This is a genomic window from Arthrobacter zhaoguopingii, from assembly GCF_009828605.1.
Classification (GTDB): Bacteria; Actinomycetota; Actinomycetes; order Actinomycetales; family Micrococcaceae; genus Arthrobacter_D; species Arthrobacter_D zhaoguopingii.
Genome location: NZ_WIAE01000006.1, coordinates 129,689 through 150,215 on the forward strand (window position 1 = coordinate 129,689; position 20,527 = coordinate 150,215).

Consider the following 20,527-nt stretch of genomic DNA (forward strand, 5'->3'; position numbering starts at 1 on the left):
CACAGGCAGAGGGGCCCGGTGTCCACCGGGCCCCTCTGTTTGCTCTGTCAGGGCCGGCCGCCCCGGCCCGCCGCTCAGGTGCGGAAGGGGATCTCCGCGATGACGGGCGTGGTGGGAACCGGTGACCCGCCGTCGGGCTCGACGGTGATGGCGATGCCCCTGAAGGAACTGATCCCCTCGACCTCGGTGACCTTCGTGCCGGCGACATCCTCGGCGTCCATCGTGCTGACCGAGACGGGTGCCGACCCGTCCGCGGGCAGCCGCCACATCTGGTAGACGGAGCCTTCGGGCGGCGCCGGGACGCCCTTCAGCGTCACCACCGCGGCGTCCTCCTCCTCGGACAGGGCCAGGCCCGCGGTGCCACCGGCGGGAATCACGTAGGAGCCGGTGACGACGTCGGAGGCCTGGAGGACCTCCTGCTCAATGGAGGTCTGCCCGAGGTTCTGCGCAACGGTGACACCCCCGACAGCGACCAGCACCGCTGCAGCCGCTGCGGTCAGCCAGCGGGTGGCGGGGGAGGCCCACATCCCCTTCGTCCGGCGCCTGCGGGCGAGCTCGTCGCCGGCCGCTGACGCGCCGCCCAGAGCGGTGGCGGCCGTGCCCGCAGCAGCAGCGCCGGCCGGGCCACCCGCCGGTGCCTCCGTGCCGCCGCTGGCGCCGTCAGTGCCGGCCGGTGCGGAGACGGGAATCTGGCTCAGGATTTTCTCGAGCAGCCCGGCCGGAGGCTCCTCCTCCTGGATGGCATACGCCGTGGTGATCGTCTCGCGGTTCGAGCGGACCCGATCGGTGAAGGCCTGCCGGAGGCCGTCGTCGTGGGCCAGGAACTCCTCGATCGCGGCGCGCTCGTCGTCGCTCACGGCGTCCAGGGCATACATCTCGGCCCACTCGAGCACATGCCCGCGATGGAGGTCCTGCTGAAGGTCTTCTGCGAATTGTTTGTTCATGTCCTTGTCCTGCAATCAGCTCACCCCCAGGCATGCCTTGAGGCGCAGCAAGCCGTCCCGGATCCTCGACTTGATGGTGGGTACCGCAACCCCGAGCTTCTCTGCGACTTCGCGGTATGTCAGTCCACCGTAGTAGGCGAGCCTGACAGATTCCTGTTGGGTGTCTGTGAGGGTGTCGAGGCACTTCACCACGGTCTCGGCCTCGAGCCGCTGGGTCACCGTGTCAACGACGTCGTCGTGGTCGATGGTCTGGGTGGCAGCGCCATACCGTGCTTCCCGGTCGGTCGAACTCTGCTCGGACCGGACCTTGTCGACGGCCCGCCGGTGGGCCAGGGTCATCAGCCAGGCCATCGGACTGCCGGCGGCCGGATCGAACCGGCCGGCGCTGTTCCACACCTGGAGGTAGACCTCCTGGGTCGCGTCCTCGCTCAGTTCCGGGTCGATCAGGACCCGCCGGGCCAGCCCGTAGACCCGCCGGGACGTCTGGGCGTAGAACGCGGCAAACGCCTCCTGGTCCTGCCGGGCGATCCGCAGCAGGAGGTCGGTCAGCGTGGGCTCGCCGGCGGAGCCGGCGGCAGCATCATCGGCCAGCCCACCCGCGGGGGTTCTCCCAGATGTGGCCCGGCTTACTCGTGGCGTGTCCATAGGGTCCAAGCATAGAGCGCCAACCGGCCGGTGCCGAACATCCCCTGAAGAGGGGAGGAATGCCGCATGCCGCCGTTCCGAGACCCGATTCACCCACTTCACCGCCCCTAAATGTGCTCCGGAAACCCTGTCAGCTGCGCCCGCGCCGTCGGCACGGGTGGCGCTCCGGGCCGCCGTCCACTGCGGCCCGGAGCGTTACTGCAAGAGATTCGGAGCCGAGCCGGTTCCGGATGGGCCGATCCGGGGGGTCCGGCGTGGCTCGAACGGCGGGTCGGGTGGGTGTGTCAGGCCGGGGGCTGCCCGGGTTCCCCGACGCGGGCCGTGGCGACCAGGGAATCGGCATTCAGCACGAAGTCCTCGCCAAGCAGGGCGGCGAACCGGTCGCGGATCCGCCCGCGCAGGTCCGGTGCTTCGGGGAGCACCGTGCGGTAGCCGCTGCCGAGCACCAGCGACCAGGCCATTCCGGGTTCGAGGGGAACCGACAGCGACACCGCCTGGACCTCCGCCTCCCCGAATCCGTGGGCGGCAAGCCAGTCCGCCAGCTTCTCCTCGGACGCCAGCTTTTCCCAGTTGGCGGTGAAGTCCGGGCGGGCCTGGGGAAGCGCCGGGGCCCGCTCTGCGGCACAGGCCTCGAGGAGGATCGCCTCAAACCCCTCGAGGGCGCCCTTGTTCCAGGTGCTCAGGGCAAGGCGCCCGCCGGGACGCAGGAGGGAGGCCATCCAGGTGGTGGTCGCGGCCATATCCGGGACGAGGAAGAGCCCGTAACTGCAGAGGACGGCGTCGTAGGGGCCGGCAGTCCAGCGTGCGGGGTCGCCGACGCTGAAACGGATGTTCTCGAGGTTCAGCGCCTCGGCCTTGGCCCGTGCCAGATCGAGCATTGCCGCCGAGGGGTCGACGGCGTCGACGGACCCGTCCGCGCCGCAGAGCTGGGCCGCGGGGATGGTGCCGGCGCCGGTGCCGGCCCAGGCGTCGAGCACCCGCTCACCGAGATGCACGTCGGCGGCGGCGACTACCGCGTTGGCGATCGGATTCCACAGGGCGGGAGCCAGCAGTTCGAAGTCCTCGGCCCCCTGGTCCGGGAGGGCTGAGGCGTGGCGTGGGGTCATCTGCGGGCTCCTAGGGTGGGTCAGCGGTCAGCGGTCAGCGGTCGGCGCCGGCGAAGCCATGCTGGCGCCAGGCCTCGTAGAGGGCGATCGAGGCGGTATTGGCCAGGTTGAGTGAGCGCCGCGAGGGGACCATCGGCAGGCGGACCCTTGCGGTGACGTGGGGGTCGTGCTTGACCTCCTCGGGCAGGCCCACCGATTCCGGGCCGAACAGGAGCACATCCGAGGGCCGGTAGCTGATGTCGGTGTACGACACGTCCCCCTCGGCAGTGAACGCGTAGACCCGCTCGGGGGCGAGCGCCCGCCAGGCGGATTCGAGGTCGGCATGGACGCGCAGGACCGCCAGATCGTGGTAGTCCAGGCCCGCCCGGCGCAGCTTCGAATCCTCGAGGCTGAACCCGAGGGGCTCCACCAGGTGGAGTTCGGCTCCGGCTACCGCCGCGAGGCGGATCGCGTTGCCGGTGTTGCCCGGAATTTCGGGGGAGTGGAAGAGGATACGGAACACCGCTCCATCCTAGCTCCCGGCCGCCGCAAGCAGCCGCCCCAGCACCGGAAGCTGCACCGTATTGGGCTGGGGCCCGGCAGCCAGGAACGCCTTGAGCGTGCGGGCCGCGGTTCCGGCGTTGACTACCTGCACCAGCGCGGGCGCCGAGCGGTCAAATCCCGGCGGGGTGTCGATGACAGGGTCGAACGGGTTGTCGCGGGCCCCGTGGATCAGCACCCACCCGGTGACGTTGCATTCGGGGAAGAGTTCCTGGACCTCCCGCACCGTCGCGGGCATGCGCAGCGGCACCGGGCGCCCCTGGTGGCGCAGGGAACGCCCGTCCCAGCTGAAGTTCCCGGGCGATGCGGTGAACGAATCGATCACGGCGAGCCGGTATCCCGCGAGCACGATGTGGCCGGCGGCCGTCCGGGCCCGGTTGGGGAACACGAGGCCGTTGACGAGCCGTGCCGCCGGGTACCCCTCAAGCACGGCTGCCTCCACCAGGGCCGCGGTGCGCAGCTCTCCGTCGAGCCGGGACCGCGCCTCCGCGCCGAGCCGCGCGATCAGCCCGGGCTGGCGCGCGGCGCCGTGCGACTGCCGGCCTGCGAGCACCAGGGGCAGCACGGGGGGCTGGTCCGGGGAGAAGGGCGGGAGGTACACGGGCGGACGGGAGAAGACGCCGTCGTCCCGGGCCCCGGAGCCGGAGTTGCCGGCCGGACGCGTGCCCGCGCCGAAGGTGCGGGACCCGGAGGCCTCATCGCGCCGTCCGCCGAAGCGCCCGCGTTTGTCGTACTGTTCGCGCCGCGCCGGATCGGAGAGGGTCTCGAAGGCGACGGCCACCGAATGGAACAGTTCTTCGCTGCCCCCAAGGTCGGGGTGGGCCTTCCGCGCGGCACGGCGGTAGGCGTCCTTGACCTGCTTGGGCGTGGCACCCGGAGCTATGCCCAGGATGTCGTAGTGGGACGGGTCCGACCGCTCGGGCATCTCACGCCTTTCATTGGGGAAACTTTGGAGCTTAGTACACCCGGGCCGGGCGGGGCCCCGCCCGGTGCTGCCCGCGGTGCCGCGGGGGCACCGGGGGGAAGCTCAGCGTCGAACGTACCGCGCATAGAGCGCCGATTCCTCATGCAGCAGCGACACGAGCCGCAGCGGCGCGGGCTGCGGCGGGCCCGTGCCGTTGGAGATGCGCGGCCCCTCCCCGCCGACGAGGAGCGGGCTCAGCGAAAGGCACAGCTCGTCGACAAGGCCCGCGGCCGTGAAGGAGGCCAGGACCGCGGGTCCGCCCTCGCACAGCACACGCCCCAGCCCGCGCCCGGCCAGGTGCCGCACCACCTGCGCAGGGTCCACCGCCGAATCACCACAGTCGATGACGTCGGCAACCCGCTCCAGGGCGCGGCGCCGGCCGGGGTCGGCAGCGGTGGTGGTGAAGATCAGGGGACGCACCGGCGGCGCGGCGAAAAAGCCCGAGGCGGGGTCGAGATCGAGCGAGCCGGAGATGACGGCGACGGCGGGATGGCCCGCCCGGCCCGACGCGCGGCGCGCGGTCTGGGCGTCCGGATCGACGAGCCCGCCTTCGTAGCCCTCGGCGCGGACGGTGCCGGCGCCCACGAGAATCACGTCGGCGAGCCGCCGCAGGAGGGCGAAGATCAGCCGGTCCCCGTCGTTGCCCAGCCCGCCGGACCGGCCGGTGACCGACGCGGCACCGTCGGCCGAGGCGATGAAGTTGAACCGGACGATGGGGCCCGGAGAGGGCGGATACGCGTATTCGGCCAGCAGGTCCGCCTGCGTGAGCGGATCCGGCGCGCCGGGGAGCAGGGAGGTGATCATCGCCCGTCGGAGCCGTTCCGTTCGCCCATGTTGTGCCGGAGGTAGGCCGGCGGCCGGAAGCCCAGGACGGCCTCGGTCAGGCGCAGGGCCGAGCGGGCCGCGGCGACGTCGTGCATCCTCACGATCCGCGCCCCGCCGAGGATGCAGATCACCGCCGCCGCCAGGGAGCCCTCGGTCCGCGACTCCTTCGGGAGGTCGAGGGTCTCACCGATGAAGTCCTTGTTCGAGACGGCGGCCAGGGTCGGGAAGCCGAGCCCGGCGATCTCGGCGAAGCGCCGGGTGATCTCCAGCGACTGCAGGGTGTTCTTGTTGAGGTCATGCCCGGGGTCGAGCAGGATGCGCTCCTCGGGGACGCCCAGGGAGACCGCGAGGTCGACCCGGCGCAGCAGGAAGTCGGCGACCTCCCGGGCCACGTCGTCGTAGCGGGGCCGGGGGTACGCCGTGCGCGGCTCGGCGAGGCTGTGCGTAATGACCAGGTGGGCGCCCGCGTCCGCCACCACCGCGGCGAGGTCCGGGTTCCGCAGGCCCGTCGTGTCGTTGACCACGTTGGCGCCGGCCGCCAGGGCCGCGGCCGCCACCGAGGGGTGGAAGGTGTCGGCGGAAATGATGACGTCGCCTGCCTCTCGCACGGCAGCGATCACGGGAACGATGCGTTCGGCCTCCTCGGCCTCCGGGATGGGTTCTCCGGGCGCAAAGGGCGCACCGCCGATGTCGATCCAGTCGGCTCCCTCGGCCACCGCGGCCAGGGAGGCCTTCGTGGCGGCCTCCAGGGCGAAGGTCCGGCCCGAGTCGTAGAACGAATCGGGGGTCCGGTTGATGATGGCCATCAGGGCCACCTGCCGGTCGAAATTCAGGATCCGGGACCCGAAGGCGTGGACGGGGTGCCGGAAGGCCGGCACGAAGATGCCCGGTGGCTCCGGGGCCACAGCTGTTTCGTCCACGAGCTATTTCTACCAGACCCGCCTGCCGCCCGGGCGGGGCGGCACCCTGCGGGCGGCACCCTGCGGCCGGTGCCGGTCCGTTGCCGAATCGTCACCGAATTGGCACCCGGCTTCCGATGTGTCCCCGCGGGGAGTCCTTCCGCTCCCGTCTACGCTTGGCGGAATTCGGGCCCGCGTGCGCGGCCCCGGGGAATTCACATCTGTAATGGGGGAAATACATGGCTGTACTTCGTCGCGCGGTTTTTCCGGCCGCCTGGCTTCTCGTCTTCCTGATCATCGCCGCGGCGCTCGTCAAGATGGCCTTCTTCTCGGCGGCCGAACCGCCGCCCTCCAGCGGGCTTCCCGCCGCGGAGGTGCTGACCCCCACGGTGCCCGTCACCCGGGGGACCGTGGCCAACACCGTAGAGCTCACCGGCACGGTGGCTGCGGATGAAGGGGTGTCCATCCGGTCGACCGCGGCCGGCGAGGTGGTGTACCTGTTCGTCGAGGAGGGGCAGGAGGTGTCCCTGGGAGATCCGCTGTTCCAGGTCCGCACCCCTGCCGAAGTCCAGCCCCAGGCCCCCGCGGGTACCGAGGGGGAGGACGAGGACTCCGGCGTCCCGGTCCCGGCACCGGAGCCCGTCTATGAGTACTTCGACATCACCGCCCCGGCCTCGGGCACCCTGACCTCCTTCCCGCCCCTGATTGGGGAGAGCGTCTCCATCGGGCAGTCCCTTGGCTCGGTCAGCCCGGGCACCTATCACGTCACCGGCACCCTCACCGCCGCCCAGCAGTTTCGGCTGCTCGACCGGCCCTCCTCGGCCGCCATCACCATCGCCGGCGGATCCGCCCCCTTCACCTGCAAGGACCCGCGGATCGGGGACCCAAAACCGGAGGCCGGCGGCACGCCGCCCGCCTCGGAGCGCACGGCCATGGCCGGACCGATGGGAGGGGAAGGCCCACCGGCTGCCGGCGACGACGGGTCGGCGCCGGCGGGGGAGCTGACCTGCGGGATTCCCTCGGAGGTTCCCTCTTTCGCGGGGCTCTCCGCATCCATCAAGCTCAGCGCGGGCGTGGCCGAGAACGTGATGACCGTGCCGACGACGGCCGTCCAGGGCTCCATCGCCGAGGGTATTGTCTGGGTGCTCGGCGCAGAAGGGGCGCAGGAGGAGCGCAAGGTCGGGCTCGGGCTGAACGACGGCTCAACCGTCGAAATCCTCTCGGGGCTCACCGAGGGCGAGAACGTCCTTGAGTTCGTGCCGGGCGTCGACGTTCCGCTCCAGCCCGGCATGCAGCCGGCCGAAATGGGGGGCCGGGGATGACGGCACCGGAAACAGTTCCGGCGGCCGGCACCGCCTGGCCGCCCCTGGTCTCCCTCCGCCAGGTGACCCGCACCGTGCGTATCGCCGATTCGGAGGACCTCCACATCCTGCGCGGCATAGACCTCGACATCCACCCCTCGGACTCCCTGTCCATCGTCGGCCGGTCCGGGTCGGGAAAGTCGACCCTCCTGAACCTGCTCGGGCTCCTCGACCTTCCCACCGAGGGCACCCTGTCTTTCCGGGGAATGGACGTCCGCGCCCTCCGGGGCGACGCCCGGGCGCGGCTGCGCGGGGGCGCCATCGGCTTCATCTTCCAGCAGTTCAACCTGCTGCCGGGACGGACCGCCCTTGAAAACGTGATGACCCCCCTGCTTTACGCCGAGGGCCGGCAGTTCTGGAAGCGCGAGAAGCTCGCCTCCGCCATGCTCGACCGGGTTGGCCTGGGCGACCGGATGCGCGAGCTGCCCTCGAACCTCTCCGGAGGCGAACAGCAGCGCGTGGCGATCGCCCGGGCGCTGGTGCGCACCCCCGAACTGATCCTCGCCGACGAACCGACCGGCGCCCTCGATACTGAGACCGGAGCCATCGTGATGGAACTGCTCGACGAGGTCGCCGCGGAGTCGGGGGCCGCGCTGGTCACGATCACCCACGACGCCAACGTGGCGGTGCGGGCGCGGAGCCACTACCGGCTGGACGCCGGCGTGCTGCGGCCCGAGGCGGCGGCGGCATGACCGCCCTCCTCGGCGCGGTTCTCGAGGCGTTTTCGGAGCTGCGCATCCACAAGACGCGCGTACTGCTGGCCCTGCTGGGGGTGATGCTCTCGGTCGCGGCGCTCACCTCGGTCGTGGCCCTGGGCAATATGGCCTCCGCCGGCATGGTGCAGACCTCCGAACGGATGGGCGGACGGGCCGCGACCCTGGGCGTCTCCGCCGCCTCGGCCGGTCCCGACCAGGCGGCGGTCGTGGCGGCCTACGCGGAGGTCGTCGACCGGTACAGCATCGAGTACAGCTCCCTGCGGGTCGACACCTTCCTCGGGATCCGCACTCCGGCCGGCCGCATCGACACCATGAGCCTGCTGGTGGAACCGGACTACGGGACGATGCGGCGCATGAATGTGGTGGACGGGCGCTGGTTCACCGACGCGGACACGGAGCGCCTGGCCCCCGTGCTGATCGTCAATGAAGCCTTCCACACGCTGATGGGCTCACCGGACATCACCGCCGACCCGGGCGTTGAGCTGCTGGGGGAGCGGGACGTCAAGGCCGTCATCGTCGGCATCCTCGCCAATGACTACTCCGGGGCGCAGCCGCAGGCCTACCTCCTGAAGGACCAGACCGACCGGTGGGAGGTCGCGGGTGTCCAGGGCGCCCCGCCGACGCTCGAGGCATGGGTGCCTGCCGGGCTGGCCGATGAGCTCACGGCCCGGATCACCGCCGACCTGCAGGCCCAGTTCGGCCCCGACGTCTCGGTGTACCGCCAGGACTACGCAGCGCAGGGCGACCCGTACGGCGGCCTCACCCTCGTTATCGGCGGAGTCGCAGGGCTCGTGCTGCTGCTCGGGGCCGTGGGGCTGCTCAATATTTCGATGGTGACGGTGAAGTACAGGGTGCGGGAGATCGGGATCCGGCGGAGCTTCGGCGCGACCTCGGGCCGGATCTTCTTCGGGGTGATGATGGAATCGGTCGTCGCCACCTCCGTGGCCGGGGTGGCGGGGGTGATGCTCGCCGTCGCCGTCGTCAGCCATCCGCGGATCCAGCCGCTGCTGGCGGCCGGTGCCACGGACCTGCCGCCCTTCCCGATCGGCGCGGCCCTCCTCGGGGTTGGATCCGCCATCGCCGTGGGCGCGCTCGCCGGCCTGATTCCGGCCCTCGTCGCGGTGCGGGTTCGGGTGATCGACGCCATTCGATACTGAGCGGCCGGCCGGGACCGGCCGCCGGGACGGCCCGCTTTGGTCCGCTCCGGCGGCTGCAGGGCGTCCCGGGCCGCCCGCTCGACAGCCAAAGCAAGGGCGGACCGGGGCCCGGCGCCCCGCCGTCGAATCGGCGGATACCGGCTCCGCCGCTAGAATCGATGTATGCCCGTGTACCTCGATCACGCGGCGACTACGCCTCTATCGGCGCCAGCCCTCGCCGCATTGACCTTCGAACTCAGCCGCAGCGGCAACCCCTCCTCGCTGCACGGCTCCGGCCGGCGTGCCCGCAGAGGGGTCGAGGACGCCCGCGAAAGCCTCGCCCGGGCCGCCGGCGCCCACCCCTCCGAAGTGATCTTCACCTCGGGCGGAACCGAAGCGGACAACCTGGCCGTCAAGGGCCTCTACTGGGCCCGCACGGCAGCGGACCCCCGCCGCACCCGCATCATCGCCTCCCCCGTCGAGCACCACGCCGTGCAGGACACCATCGAATGGCTTGAGCGGCACGAGGGGGCGCAGGTGACGTGGCTGCCCGTCGACGGCACCGGCGTCGTCTCGGTCGAAGCGCTGCGCGCCGAGCTCGCGGCCCACGCCGACGCAACGGCCCTGGTCACGGTCATGTGGGCCAACAACGAGGTGGGCACCGTCCAGCCCATCGCCGAGATCACCGCTCTGGCCGCAGCCTCCGGCGTGCCGGTGCACTCCGACGCCGTCCAGGCCTTTGGCTCCATTCCGGTCTCCTTCGCCGGTTCCGGGCTGGCCACCATGGCCGTCAGCGCTCACAAGATCGGCGGGCCGGTCGGGGTGGGCGCGCTGTTCGTGGGTCGGGCGGTGAAGCTCACCCCGGTCCAGCACGGAGGAGGCCAGGAACGCGATATCCGCTCGGGCACGCTCGACGCGCCCGGGATCGCGGCGTTCGCCGCCGCCGCCGACGTGGCGGTGGGGCACCTGACCGAGGAATCGGTACGGCTCTCCGCCCTTCGGGACCGTCTGATCGAGGGCGTCCAGCGGGTGGTCCCCGAGGCCGTCCTGCGCGGGGTTGCGCACCCGGTGCCCGCCGGAGCGCGGCTGCCCGGAAACGCCCACTTCACCTTCCCGGGCTGCGAGGGGGATTCGCTGCTGTTCCTGCTCGACCTGGCAGGGATCGAATCCTCAACCGGCGCGGCGTGCACCGCGGGCGTGCCCCGGCCCTCCCACGTACTCCTCGCGATGGGTCTGAGCGAAAACGAAGCCCGCGGCGCCCAACGCTTCACCCTGGGCCACACCTCCACCGCGGAGGATATCGACGCCCTTCTCGCGGCCCTCCCCGACGCCTACGCCCGTGCGCGTAAGGCGGGCATGGCCGGCCATGCATCATCAATCCAAACGGCAGGAACAGGTTTTTCCCTATGAAGGTACTTGCAGCTATGAGCGGCGGGGTCGATTCGGCCGTCGCCGCGGCCCGCGCCGTGGAGGCCGGGCACGACGTCGTCGGGGTGCACCTTGCGCTGTCCCGGATGCCCGGGACCCTGCGCACCGGCAGCCGGGGCTGCTGCACCATCGAGGACTCCCGGGACGCCTGGCGCGCCTGCGACATCCTCGGCATCCCCTACTACGTCTGGGACTTCTCGGAGCGCTTCAAGGAGGACGTGGTCGACGACTTCATCGCCGAGTACGCGGCCGGGCGCACCCCCAATCCCTGCATGCGCTGCAACGAGCGGATCAAGTTCGCCGCCCTGCTCGAAAAGGCCCTGGCGCTGGGCTTCGACGCCGTGTGCACCGGGCATTACGCCAAGGTCATCGAGGATGCCGACGGCAACCGGGAACTCCACCGCGCCGCGGACTGGGCGAAGGACCAGTCCTACGTGCTGGGCGTGCTGACCCACGAGCAGCTCAAGCACTCGATGTTCCCCCTTGCGGAGACCCCGTCGAAGGCCGAGGTGCGCGCCGAAGCGGAGCGCCGCGGGCTGTCGGTGGCCAACAAGCCGGACAGCCACGACATCTGCTTCATCCCCGACGGCGACACCCGCGGCTGGCTCGAGGAGCGCATCGACCTCACCGAGGGCGACATCCTCGACGTCGACGGAACGAAGCTCGGCACCCACCCCGGCGCCAACGCGTTCACTGTGGGCCAGCGCAAGGGACTGAAGCTTGGCCGGCCCGCGCCCGACGGCAAGCCCCGCTTCGTCCTGGAGATCCGGCCCAAGGAGAACACGGTGGTGGTCGGCCCGGAGCAGCTGCTCGCCATCGATGAGATGCGCGGCATCAAGGTCTCCTGGGCCGGAAGGCCCATCGCCGAGGTCGACACCGGTGAGGAGTTCGACTGCATGGCCCAGGTGCGCGCGCATGGCGATCCCGTCGACGCCCGTGCCCGCGTCGAAGCCGGTGCCGATGGACGCACCGAGCTCGTTGTGCGCCTGGTCGAACCGATGCGCGGGGTGGCCCCCGGGCAGACCGTCGTGCTGTACCAGGGCAGCCGCGTGCTGGGCCAGGCGACAATCGATTCGGCCCGGTCCGCGCTCCGCCCCGAACCGGCCAGCGCGGCCGGCTGAACCTCCCGCGGCACCGCAGACACAGTTAAGGGTGCCCCCGGAAGTCTGATTGACTGGTTCCATGAGCGAAGAGACACGTGGTTTCGACCCCGAGGCGAGTTCCCTCGCGGGATCCGTTCGGCCCGAGGTGATGGCCGAACTCCTGTCGGTGCGCAGCAGCATCGACAATATTGACGCGACGCTCGTGTACCTGCTGGCCGAACGCTTCAAGGCCACCCAGCGGGTGGGCCACCTCAAGGCTGAGCACCGGCTCCCCGCCGGCGACCCGGCCCGCGAGGCGGCCCAGATCGCGCGCCTGCGCGCCCTGGCCGCCGAGGCGCACCTCGACCCGGCCTTCGCCGAGAAGTTCCTTAACTTCATCATTTCCGAGGTGATCCGCCACCACCAGGCGATTTCGGAGACCCGCAACGGGGAAGCGTCCGGACGCGCGCCGGAGGGCACCGGTGGCGCCTGACCTCTCCGCCGCGCCCGGGACCGGAACTCCCGCCGGCCCGGTCGACACCGGGGCCGTGCAGGCCGCCGCCACGGCCTCCGGCGACTGGCCCGGCACCGACCCGCTGGAGGCGCACCGGGCGGTGCGCGGCGAACTCGGCGGCCCGCACCTGCCGTTCCTTGCTGCCCTGCCGCAGCGCGGGCCCGGCAGCGACGCCGTCGGCCGCACCCTCGGGATGCTCGTTGAGCTCCCCTTCGACCTTCAGCCCCACGGCTGGCGTCTTGTGGCGCGCCCGGGGAAGGACCAGCGCAGGGCGGAGTCGGCGCTGTCGTCGGACCTCAATGCGCTGGGCGACATCGCCGGAGCCGAGGAGGCACCCGCCGCACGGGTGAAGGTGCACCTGCGCGGACCCCTCTCGGTGGCGGCCAACGTGCATCTCCACTCCGGGGAGCGGGCCCTGCTCGACGCCGGCGCCCGGCGGGAGATCTACGCCTCACTGGCGGCGGGGGCCGCCGACCTGGTCCGGCGGACCGCGGCGGTGGCCCGCGGCGCCGTCGTCGAGGTGCAACTCGATGAGCCCGAGGCCGACGCCGTGCTCGCCGGCCGGATCCCGACCGCCAGCGGCTACCGGACGCTGCGTGCGGTGCCGCGCCAGGAGGCCACCGACGCCTGGGCGGGCCTGCACCGGGCCGTTCGGGCCGCCGGCGCCGACCGGCTGGTACTCCGCGTGCCCGGCGGCGACGATGTGCTCGACGCCGCCCTCTCAAGCCCCGCCGACGCGCTCGGGCTGCCCTTCGGTGCAGTGACAGACGCCCAGTGGGAGCGGCTGGCCGAGGCGGTGGAGTCGGGGCGCCGGCTGGTGGCCGGGATCCTGGTCCCGGGCGCCACGGTGCCGCAGGTCTCGGCCCTGGTGGCCGCCGTTGTGGACCCCTGGCGGCGGGTCGGCCTCCCTGATACGGCGCTGGGCGCCCTGACCGTGACCTCCCTGGAGGGGATGGCCGGGCTCACCCCCGCCGCCGCCCGGCAGGGCCTGGTGCGGCTGATTGGGGCCGCGGAGGCCCTGACCCAGCTCGCCGCGGAGGCCTAGGTCCGCTCCTCCCACCGCCGCGGCTGCGCGGGCCCGGGCAGCACGCCGTCGAAGGGGCGAAGCTCGTAGTCGAAACTCCCGGCGTACACGAGCAGCGTGCCGAGCTGGCGGTGCACCACCCGGGTTGTGATGCGGAATCGCTGTCCGTCCCACCACTGCTCCATGGTGGCGCTGGCGCCGAGGGCGTCGGGCAGGGCGATCCGGATGCCCGCGAAGATGCGCGTTGCGGTGGACACCATGCGCATGTGCCCGGTGTCCGTGACCGAGCAGGTCAGCGCCGTCGCCATGCGCCGCCGCGAGCCCAGGTAGTCGGTCAGCCGTCCGTCCTGCAGCGACGTGGTGTCCTCGAACACCCGGTCCGCCGTGCTGAACCGGATCTCGCGCCGCGCGGTGAGCGCCGGCCGGCCGAACGGGTCGGTATGGGGGTAGTTGGCGATGGTGAACGGCACCGACGTCTCGTATTCGGGGAAGAAGGCGTTGTCGAGGGCCGTGAGCCGGAACGCCGGCCGGGCGAACCGGGCGGGGCAGCCGGCGACGTCGAACCGGCCGGTTCCCACCCCGGCCTTTCCGCTGCCGGCGTGGAGCCCGAAGTACTCGCGCAGTTCCGGCTGGAGCCGCTCGAAGTCCCGGCCCAGAACCTCCTGGTAGATCGATTTCACCGCGATGTTCCTCCCTGTTTGCTTTCGAGTCCGCGGGCGGTGCCCCGCCCGCGGGAACTGCCGGCGGCGGTCCCGGGGGTCACAGCCGGCCCGCCGCCTTGAGCCGGATGTAGGTGTCGGCGAGCCGGGGAGGAAGCTCCAGCGGATGCTCGTCGACCACCTCGGCCCCCAGCTGCTTCAGCTGCGCCGTGACCGCCTCCCGGTCCAGCAGCGCCCGCTCCGCCGCGGCGGCCCGGTACGCGTCGGCGGCCGTGCCCCGCACGGCCCGCAGCTCCTCGAGCCGCGGATCGCGAACGGAGGCGATCACCACCAGGTGCTGCGCGGTGAGTCCGGGAAGCACCGGCAGCAGGCCTTCCTCGACGGCGCCGGAGTCGAGGGAGGTCAGCAGCACCACCAGCGACCGGTGGGGGGAGACCGAACGGATCTGCGCCGGGATCCGCGAGAAGTCCGCCTCAATCAGTTCCGGTTCCAGGGGCGCCATCGCCCGCACCAAGGCGTTGAGGAGGTTCGCCTTGGCCCCGGAGTCGACCCGCGCCCGGAGGCGGCGGTCGAAGGCGAGGAAGTCCACCTTGTCGCCGCCGTGCTGGGCGAGCACCGCCAGCAGCAGTGCCGCTTCGATGCCGGTGTCGAGGCGCGGCTCGTCGGCGATCCGCGCGGCGGAGGTCCGCGAGGTGTCAAGGACGATCACCACGCGGCGGTCCCGTTCCGGCCGCCAGGTGCGCACCACGGTGTCCCGCCGCCGCGCACTGGCCCGCCAGTCGATGGAGCGCACGTCGTCGCCGCGCACATAGTCGCGCAGCGAATCGAACTCCGTCCCGGCGCCCCGGATCTGTACGGCGGCCCTCCCGTCGAGCTCCCTGAGCCGGCGCAGCTTCGAGGGAAGGTGGCGCTTGGAGAGGAAGGGCGGGAGCACGCGCAGTTCCGCCGGCGCCGGGAGGGTCAGCTGGCGCGCCGCGAGGCCGAGCGGGCCGTGGCTGCGGAGAGTGACCGAGCCCGTGGTGAGGATCCCCCGGCGGGCCGGCTGCAGGGACACCTCCATGCGGTGCACCCGGCCGGCGGCCACGCGCAGGCGCTGTTCGGGGTTGGCGGCCCCGGCGGAGGGCTGCCAGGGGTCGCGGACTGTCGCCCGGAGGGTGCGGCCGGTGTCGTTGGACAGCAGGAGCGCGCCGACGCAGCCCTCGCCCAGGCGCACGGTGGCGGGAAGGGCCCTGCGCACCCCGACCCGGCGGGGAGAGGCGGCAAGCAGCAGGTCGACGGCGACACCAGCGGCCAGCAGCGCGGCCCAGATCAGCGCGGGCAGCGCGCCGGGGAACAGCACGATGGGCAGCGCGCCGAGCAGGGCCAGCAGCACCAGGCGTCCGCTAACCGCCACCGCGGGCCTCCCCTCCGGAGCCCACGCCGGCCGCGCGGTGCGGTGCGGTGCGGCAGCGGTTCACCGGGGAACCGGAACGACGGCGAGGATCCCGCCGAGGACCTCATCGACGCCGACGCCGTCCATCTGGGCCTCCGGCCGCATGGCGACGCGGTGCCGCAGGGCGGGCATGGCGAGGGTCTTCACGTCGTCCGGGGTGACGAAGTTGCGGCCGGACAGCCACGCCCAGGCCCGCGCCGTCGTCAGCAGCGCCGTCGCCCCGCGCGGGGAGACGCCCAGCTGGAACGACGGCGCCGCCCGGGTGGCGCGGACCAGGTCGACGATGTAGGCGATCACCTCCGGGGCGATGGCCACCCTGCCGACCGCGCGGCGCGCCGCGGCGAGGTCGGAGGCCCCGGCAACGGCGCGGACCCCGGCGCCGCCGAGGTTCCGCGGGTCGAAGCCCTCGCTGTGCCGGCGGATCACCTCGATCTCGTCGTCACGTCCGGGCAGCGGCAGCACGAGCTTGAGCAGGAAGCGGTCGAGCTGGGCCTCCGGCAGCGGGTAGGTGCCCTCGTACTCAACCGGGTTCTGGGTGGCCGCCACGATGAACGGGTCGGGGAGGGCGCGGGAGACTCCGTCCACCGAGACCTGGCGCTCCTCCATCGCCTCGAGCAGCGAGGCCTGGGTCTTCGGCGGGGTCCGGTTGATCTCGTCGGCGAGCAGGATGTTGGTGAAGACCGGGCCTTCCCGGAAGGTGAACTCGGAGGTGCGCGATTCGTAGATGAGCGAACCGGTGACGTCGCCGGGCATCAGGTCCGGGGTGAACTGGACCCGTTTGGTGTCGAGGCTGAGCGCCGCCGACAGGGTGCGGATCAGCAGCGTCTTAGCGACCCCGGGCACCCCCTCGAGGAGCACGTGCCCGTTGGCGAGCAGGGCGATGAGCAGCCCGGTCACCGCCGCGTCCTGCCCCACGACCGCCTTGCCGACCTCGGCGCGCACGTCGAGGAGTGCGCGTCGGGGGGAATCATCGACCGGCCGCCCCGCGGGAGCCTGTTCCGTCACGGTGTCCACCCCCTGGTGCGCCGCGTGCGCCCCGGTGCCGTCCTGCTGCCATCCACTCTGTCGGTTCATGAGTTGTTGATCTCCTTTTCGAGGTCCAGAAGTTGTTGCGCCCAGCGCGCGAGGTCCTTCTCCGTGGACGGAGGCGGGCCGTCAAGGAGCGAGTGGACGTCCTCGGGGCGGCGGCCGGTCTTGTCGGCCACGGCCTGCACGACGGCGGCCCGGGCGCTGGACGGGGGCAGGCGCAGCCGGACCGCGGCGCGGCTGAGGGCGGCCGCGCGCAGGTTCGCCGCGGCGTGCCGCACGGCCCGGGAGCCCTGGTAGAGGCGGGCCCGGCCCTCCGCGGTCTCGGCGGCGCTGACGACGACCGGGAGGGGTTCGACGGCGAGCGGGCCCAGCCGGCGGCCCCGCCACAGCATGGCCAGGAAGGCGCACCCGAGCAGCCAGAGCATCAGGGTGTTGACCCAGTCCGGAAGCAGCTCCAGCGGGTTGGCAGGTGGGCCGGTGGCGCCGGCGAGGTCCGCGGTGGTCGGCTGGTACCAGATGAGGGATTCTCCCGTGCCCAGGGTGGACAGCGCGAGTGAGGCGTTGCCGGCCTCCTCAATGGTGCCGTTGGTGAGGATTTCCGGGTTGCCCAGGACGACTGTCCCGCCGACGGCGGCATACGAGGCGCCCATCCCGCCCTCGGCGGCAGGGGAACGGAAGCATTCGACGGGAGCCGAGTACAGCTGACCGCCGCCGGTGATCTCCCCGGCGGTCCGGGCCTCCTCCTCGTCGCAGCCGGCGCGCACCGTTCCGCGCGCGTCCTCGGCGGGTCCTGCGGGCAGGATCTCCGGGGCCAGCACTTCCAGCTGGGGCTCGGAGGGGGCGGCGAGGATTCTGCTGGGGAACGAGCGGTTCAGTGACGACAGCTGTTCCTCATTGAGCCACCCGTTGGGGTCGGCAAAGAAAAGGGTGGCGCCGCCGAGGCGTGCCCGGGCAGCTTCCACCTCGGCCAGGGTGCGCGCGTGGACCACTTCCACCCCCTGCTCGCCGAGGACCTCGGCCACGGCGCGGGCGCCCGTCGGCGTCGCATTGCCCGGCGAGAGCGGAGTGGTATCGGCGTCGGTGCGGGTGAGCAGCCCGAGCACCACGACGGCGGCGATGACGAGGGCCAGCAGCAGCCCCGGCAGCGCCCGCCGCAGCCGCCGGCGGCCGGTCGAGGCGACGCTCCCGCCGTCTCCGGTGATCCCGCGGGCCGCCACGGCCTGAGCGGCGGACGTGCCCGCTGGTGGCGGGCCGGCAGCCGTTGGGTCTGCGGGCAGGGCGGACGGCGGCGGCGTCGAGGCCCGCCGGGGAGCGGTGTGCCGGCTCACCGGGCGGCCCCGCGGACGCCCTCGCCCGCCGGGACGCCTCCACCCGCCGGAACACCAGCAGCCAGGGCCGCGTCGAGCGCTTCGGCCCGCGCCGCGTCGGCCTCGTCGGCCTCCGAGGCGGCACCCCGGCCGTACTGGACCTCATTGAACCTCTCGGCCAGCCAGCGGATCTCCCCGGCGGAGCCCGGGAAGGCCGGTGCGAGGCCGGCGGCCGCCTCGGTGGCGGTGCGGCTGAGCCGCTCCTGGAGGAGTCCGCGTTCCTCGGCATCCCGGACGACCGCGCGCAGGCGTTCGGCCAGGGCCTCACTCCACCGGCCCGCTCCGGCGGCGGCCGCCGCCCGGCGGCGGTGCTCCGCGGCCGGAAGGGCGGCTCCGGTCGAGAACACCGCCCGCTGGGTGCGGTCCGCCCGGGCGTTGAGGCGGGGCCGGATCAGCAGGACGGCCACGACGATGATGAGTACGGCTCCTGCGGCCAGCAGGAGCGTGCCCGGTCCAGCCCCCACCGACCGGATGCCCGACAGTGCCTCCAGAATCCAGTCGAGGGCGGCCTGGACCGCGCGTTCAAGCAGGGAGGGCTGGGCTTCCTGATAGGCCGGTTTGGCCAGCTCGTCCTGAAGCAGCTCCCGGGCCTCGTCGGGGTCGACCGGCGTTTCCCCCATCACCGGAGGAACGCCCGGGGGCGGGGCGCCGGGGCGGAGAAAGTCACCGGAGGCCCTCCAGCGGTCCCGGCCGGTACCCGGGGCCGCCCTGGCCAGCGGCCCGTTCGGTCTCGGCGAGGAGAACCACGTCGAAGCCTTCCCTGCGGATACGCAGGTCGATGTACAGCAGGGAGGTCACGCCGGACTGGAAGGCGTAGCCGATGGCGGCGAAGAAGGCGGAGATGACCTGGGTCAGGAAGAGCACCGGGAGGGAATCGAGCGCATCCGCCGACCCGGCCGCCGGGGCGTCGGAGAAACTGAACAGCGCGGTCACGATAAAGCTGATGGGTGCGGCCACCACCGAGGTGATGATCGAGACCATGAGGCTCGTCAGCAGGACGATGCCGAAGGTCCGCCACCAGTTGCGCCCCGTCAGCACCCAGGACCGGCGCGCCGATGCCATCGGTCCGGTCCCTTCGAGCATGAGGGCCGCCGGTGCGAGGACCAGTTTGATGCTGAACCAGGTGAGGACCGCGAAGACGGCGAAGATCAGCGGGATGATGATGAACAGTGAGGCGTCCTCAAGCGCCGCGGCCAGCCCGATGGCGATCAGCACGAACAGGCCGAGGCCCACGACCACCGCGAGGGTGAGCATCAGCCCCAGCCCCAGCAGGGGGAGGATGCGGCGGGCCGAGAGCTTCCACAGCTGGGCGAAGCCGGTCTTCTGGTTCAGCACCGCACGGGCCACCGGAATCACAAGAACACCCTGGAGGATGAGCAGCGCCCCGCCCGAGATGATGGTCACCACCGAGGCGAAGGAGACCACCGAGGCCACGGTGCCGCCCAGCTGGTCGGGGGAGACGGTGCCCATCGCCAGCTGGTCGAGGCTGCTGAGCACCCCGGCCGACATCAGGACGGTCACCAGAGCCACGATGGTCTGGAAGAGGATGGCCGTACCGAAGGTGGCCAGCGGGTTCCGGCGGCAGGCCTGGAAGGCGCCGTCGAGGATCTCGCCGAGGCCCAGCGGGCGCAGCGGAATCACCCCCGGTTTGGGGGGAGCGGCGTAGGCCAGCGGCGGGAGGGAACCCCAGCCCTGAGGAGCCTGCGGGTTGGGGGCGGCCGCGTCCGGCCCGTACCCGCCGCCCCAGCTCTGGCCCCAGCTGTTCTGGCCGGAGCCCCCGGGGCCGGGTCCGGCAACCCCCGGGTCCTGCTGGCCCGGCGGGCGGAACGGTTGGTCCGGCGCCGCGCCGGAGGGCGGAGGGTAGCCCGGGTACTGCTCGGGCGCCGGCCCCGTGGGAGGGTGCCAGGCGGGGTCCCGGCGGGACCCGTCGGATGGATCGTTGCTCATGCTGTCCTTCTCGAAGCGGGCGCCGGTACGGCCTGTTCACGTTGAACTATAATCACCGGTGCCTTCCGAGGGCAGTAGGCGGACACACTGGTGTTTCCGGGGGCCCGGCGGAGCGCGAAACGTCCCGCCGCACCTCCACAGCACCTCCCGCCGATGCCGCGCGATCTGCTGCGGCACGCGGAGGAAGTGCCCAATGGGACATTGGAGACCGGATGGGAGACTATTGAGGCATGAAGGCACGCATCCTGGTGATTGACGACGACGAAGCCCTTTCCGAGATGATCGGCATTGTGCTGCGCAACGACGGGTTCGACCCGGTGTTCTGCGCAGACGGCGCCGCGGCGCTCGGGGTGTTCCGGTCGGCCCAGCCGGACCTCGTGCTGCTTGACCTCATGCTGCCGGGCCTCGACGGCATCGAGGTGTGCCGGCAGATCCGGGCCGAATCCGATGTCCCCATCGTGATGCTGACAGCCAAGTCCGACACCTCCGACGTCGTACGCGGCCTCGAATCCGGCGCCGATGACTACGTGCCCAAGCCCTTCAAGCCGGCCGAACTGGTAGCGCGCGTGCGCGCCAGGCTGCGGCCGGGAGACACGCGGGCGCCGGAGACGCTGAGGATCGGCGAGGTCTCCATCGACGTGGCCGGACACTCGGTGACCCGCGGCAATGAGAAGGTCTCGCTGACCCCGCTCGAATTTGACCTGCTCGTGGCCCTGGCGCGCAAGCCGTGGCAGGTCTTCACCCGAGAACTGCTCCTTGAGCAGGTCTGGGGCTACCGCCACGCCGCTGACACCCGGCTGGTCAACGTCCATGTGCAGCGGCTGCGCTCGAAGATCGAACGCGACCCCGAGGCACCCGAGATTATCCTGACGGTCCGCGGCGTCGGATATAAGGCAGGTCAAGGCTGAG

21 protein-coding genes are annotated in these 20,527 nt (G+C 72.1%); 8 read left to right on the forward strand and 13 right to left on the reverse strand.

The window, feature by feature from the left end; all coding sequences use genetic code 11:
* Nucleotides 1–74: 74 nt before the first annotated feature.
* The 7 genes from GVV77_RS10185 to folP form a co-directional block, all read right to left on the reverse strand.
* Nucleotides 75–944 carry an anti-sigma factor gene (locus GVV77_RS10185; protein WP_159618003.1) on the reverse strand — a complete coding sequence of 290 codons (870 nt, stop codon included), beginning with the start codon at nucleotides 942–944 and terminating at the stop codon, nucleotides 75–77.
* A gap of 15 nt (nucleotides 945–959) precedes the next feature.
* Nucleotides 960–1,589: an ECF RNA polymerase sigma factor SigK gene (gene sigK / locus GVV77_RS10190; protein WP_159618004.1), complete on the reverse strand. Its 630-nt coding sequence runs from the start codon at nucleotides 1,587–1,589 to the stop codon at nucleotides 960–962.
* Nucleotides 1,590–1,873: 284 nt separating this feature from the next.
* The gene (locus GVV77_RS10195; RefSeq protein WP_159618005.1) at nucleotides 1,874–2,695 is read right to left on the reverse strand and encodes a class I SAM-dependent methyltransferase; all 822 of its coding nucleotides are present in this window, start codon (nucleotides 2,693–2,695) and stop codon (nucleotides 1,874–1,876) included.
* A 34-nt stretch (nucleotides 2,696–2,729) separates the two neighbouring features.
* Nucleotides 2,730–3,197, reverse strand: coding sequence for a tRNA (cytidine(34)-2'-O)-methyltransferase (locus GVV77_RS10200; protein WP_159618006.1), 468 nt, complete (start codon nucleotides 3,195–3,197; stop codon nucleotides 2,730–2,732).
* A gap of 9 nt (nucleotides 3,198–3,206) precedes the next feature.
* A complete protein-coding gene (locus GVV77_RS10205; RefSeq protein WP_159618007.1) occupies nucleotides 3,207–4,160 on the reverse strand; it encodes a J domain-containing protein in 954 nt (317 codons plus the stop codon).
* A 102-nt stretch (nucleotides 4,161–4,262) separates the two neighbouring features.
* On the reverse strand, nucleotides 4,263–5,003 hold the full coding sequence (locus tag GVV77_RS10210; protein ID WP_159618008.1) for a pyrimidine reductase family protein: 741 nt from the start codon (nucleotides 5,001–5,003) through the stop codon (nucleotides 4,263–4,265).
* Nucleotides 5,000–5,944: a dihydropteroate synthase gene (folP, locus tag GVV77_RS10215; RefSeq protein ID WP_246199748.1), complete on the reverse strand. Its 945-nt coding sequence runs from the start codon at nucleotides 5,942–5,944 to the stop codon at nucleotides 5,000–5,002. Before folP ends, GVV77_RS10210 begins: the two co-directional genes overlap by 4 nt.
* A 218-nt stretch (nucleotides 5,945–6,162) precedes the next feature.
* On the opposite strand from folP, the gene GVV77_RS10220 reads away from it, so the two are divergent.
* From GVV77_RS10220 to GVV77_RS10250, 7 genes are all read left to right on the forward strand, one after another.
* Nucleotides 6,163–7,245 carry an efflux RND transporter periplasmic adaptor subunit gene (locus GVV77_RS10220; protein ID WP_159618010.1) on the forward strand — a complete coding sequence of 361 codons (1,083 nt, stop codon included), beginning with the start codon at nucleotides 6,163–6,165 and terminating at the stop codon, nucleotides 7,243–7,245.
* The gene (locus GVV77_RS10225) at nucleotides 7,242–7,976 is read left to right on the forward strand and encodes an ABC transporter ATP-binding protein (protein WP_159618012.1); all 735 of its coding nucleotides are present in this window, start codon (nucleotides 7,242–7,244) and stop codon (nucleotides 7,974–7,976) included. Before GVV77_RS10220 ends, GVV77_RS10225 begins: the two co-directional genes overlap by 4 nt.
* Nucleotides 7,973–9,157, forward strand: a complete 1,185-nt coding sequence (locus tag GVV77_RS10230) for an ABC transporter permease (RefSeq protein ID WP_159618014.1) — start codon at nucleotides 7,973–7,975, stop codon at nucleotides 9,155–9,157. Before GVV77_RS10225 ends, GVV77_RS10230 begins: the two co-directional genes overlap by 4 nt.
* A gap of 162 nt (nucleotides 9,158–9,319) precedes the next feature.
* Nucleotides 9,320–10,546 (forward strand): cysteine desulfurase family protein, encoded by a 1,227-nt coding sequence (locus tag GVV77_RS10235; protein WP_159618016.1) that lies wholly within the window; start codon nucleotides 9,320–9,322, stop codon nucleotides 10,544–10,546.
* Nucleotides 10,543–11,685: a tRNA 2-thiouridine(34) synthase MnmA gene (gene mnmA, locus GVV77_RS10240; RefSeq protein ID WP_159618018.1), complete on the forward strand. Its 1,143-nt coding sequence runs from the start codon at nucleotides 10,543–10,545 to the stop codon at nucleotides 11,683–11,685. The genes GVV77_RS10235 and mnmA overlap by 4 nt, the downstream gene beginning before the upstream one ends.
* Nucleotides 11,686–11,746: 61 nt before the next feature.
* A complete protein-coding gene (locus tag GVV77_RS10245) occupies nucleotides 11,747–12,139 on the forward strand; it encodes a chorismate mutase (RefSeq protein ID WP_159618020.1) in 393 nt (130 codons plus the stop codon).
* Nucleotides 12,129–13,205 carry a uroporphyrinogen decarboxylase/cobalamine-independent methonine synthase family protein gene (locus GVV77_RS10250; protein WP_246199749.1) on the forward strand — a complete coding sequence of 359 codons (1,077 nt, stop codon included), beginning with the start codon at nucleotides 12,129–12,131 and terminating at the stop codon, nucleotides 13,203–13,205. Before GVV77_RS10245 ends, GVV77_RS10250 begins: the two co-directional genes overlap by 11 nt.
* Here GVV77_RS10250 and GVV77_RS10255 read toward each other — a convergent pair.
* The 6 genes from GVV77_RS10255 to GVV77_RS10280 all read right to left on the reverse strand — a co-directional run bounded on the left by GVV77_RS10255 (nucleotide 13,202) and on the right by GVV77_RS10280 (nucleotide 19,618).
* Complete coding sequence (locus GVV77_RS10255; protein WP_159618022.1) at nucleotides 13,202–13,864, reverse strand: DUF4166 domain-containing protein; 663 nt, start codon at nucleotides 13,862–13,864, stop codon at nucleotides 13,202–13,204. The two genes, GVV77_RS10250 and GVV77_RS10255, sit on opposite strands and share 4 nt — an antisense overlap.
* A 79-nt stretch (nucleotides 13,865–13,943) precedes the next feature.
* The gene (locus GVV77_RS10260) at nucleotides 13,944–15,236 is read right to left on the reverse strand and encodes a DUF58 domain-containing protein (RefSeq protein ID WP_159618024.1); all 1,293 of its coding nucleotides are present in this window, start codon (nucleotides 15,234–15,236) and stop codon (nucleotides 13,944–13,946) included.
* A 60-nt stretch (nucleotides 15,237–15,296) separates the two neighbouring features.
* Complete coding sequence (locus GVV77_RS10265; protein ID WP_159618027.1) at nucleotides 15,297–16,349, reverse strand: AAA family ATPase; 1,053 nt, start codon at nucleotides 16,347–16,349, stop codon at nucleotides 15,297–15,299.
* A complete protein-coding gene (locus GVV77_RS10270; protein WP_159618029.1) occupies nucleotides 16,346–17,632 on the reverse strand; it encodes a DUF4350 domain-containing protein in 1,287 nt (428 codons plus the stop codon). Before GVV77_RS10270 ends, GVV77_RS10265 begins: the two co-directional genes overlap by 4 nt.
* Nucleotides 17,629–18,291 carry a DUF4129 domain-containing protein gene (locus GVV77_RS10275; RefSeq protein WP_159618031.1) on the reverse strand — a complete coding sequence of 221 codons (663 nt, stop codon included), beginning with the start codon at nucleotides 18,289–18,291 and terminating at the stop codon, nucleotides 17,629–17,631. The genes GVV77_RS10270 and GVV77_RS10275 overlap by 4 nt, the downstream gene beginning before the upstream one ends.
* A gap of 43 nt (nucleotides 18,292–18,334) precedes the next feature.
* Entirely contained in the window at nucleotides 18,335–19,618 is a 1,284-nt protein-coding gene (locus tag GVV77_RS10280) for a DUF7847 domain-containing protein (protein ID WP_159618033.1), read from the reverse strand.
* Nucleotides 19,619–19,848: 230 nt separating this feature from the next.
* On the opposite strand from GVV77_RS10280, the gene mtrA reads away from it, so the two are divergent.
* Nucleotides 19,849–20,526: an MtrAB system response regulator MtrA gene (mtrA, locus tag GVV77_RS10285; RefSeq protein ID WP_159618035.1), complete on the forward strand. Its 678-nt coding sequence runs from the start codon at nucleotides 19,849–19,851 to the stop codon at nucleotides 20,524–20,526.
* The last annotated feature ends 1 nt before the right edge of the window (nucleotide 20,527 follow it).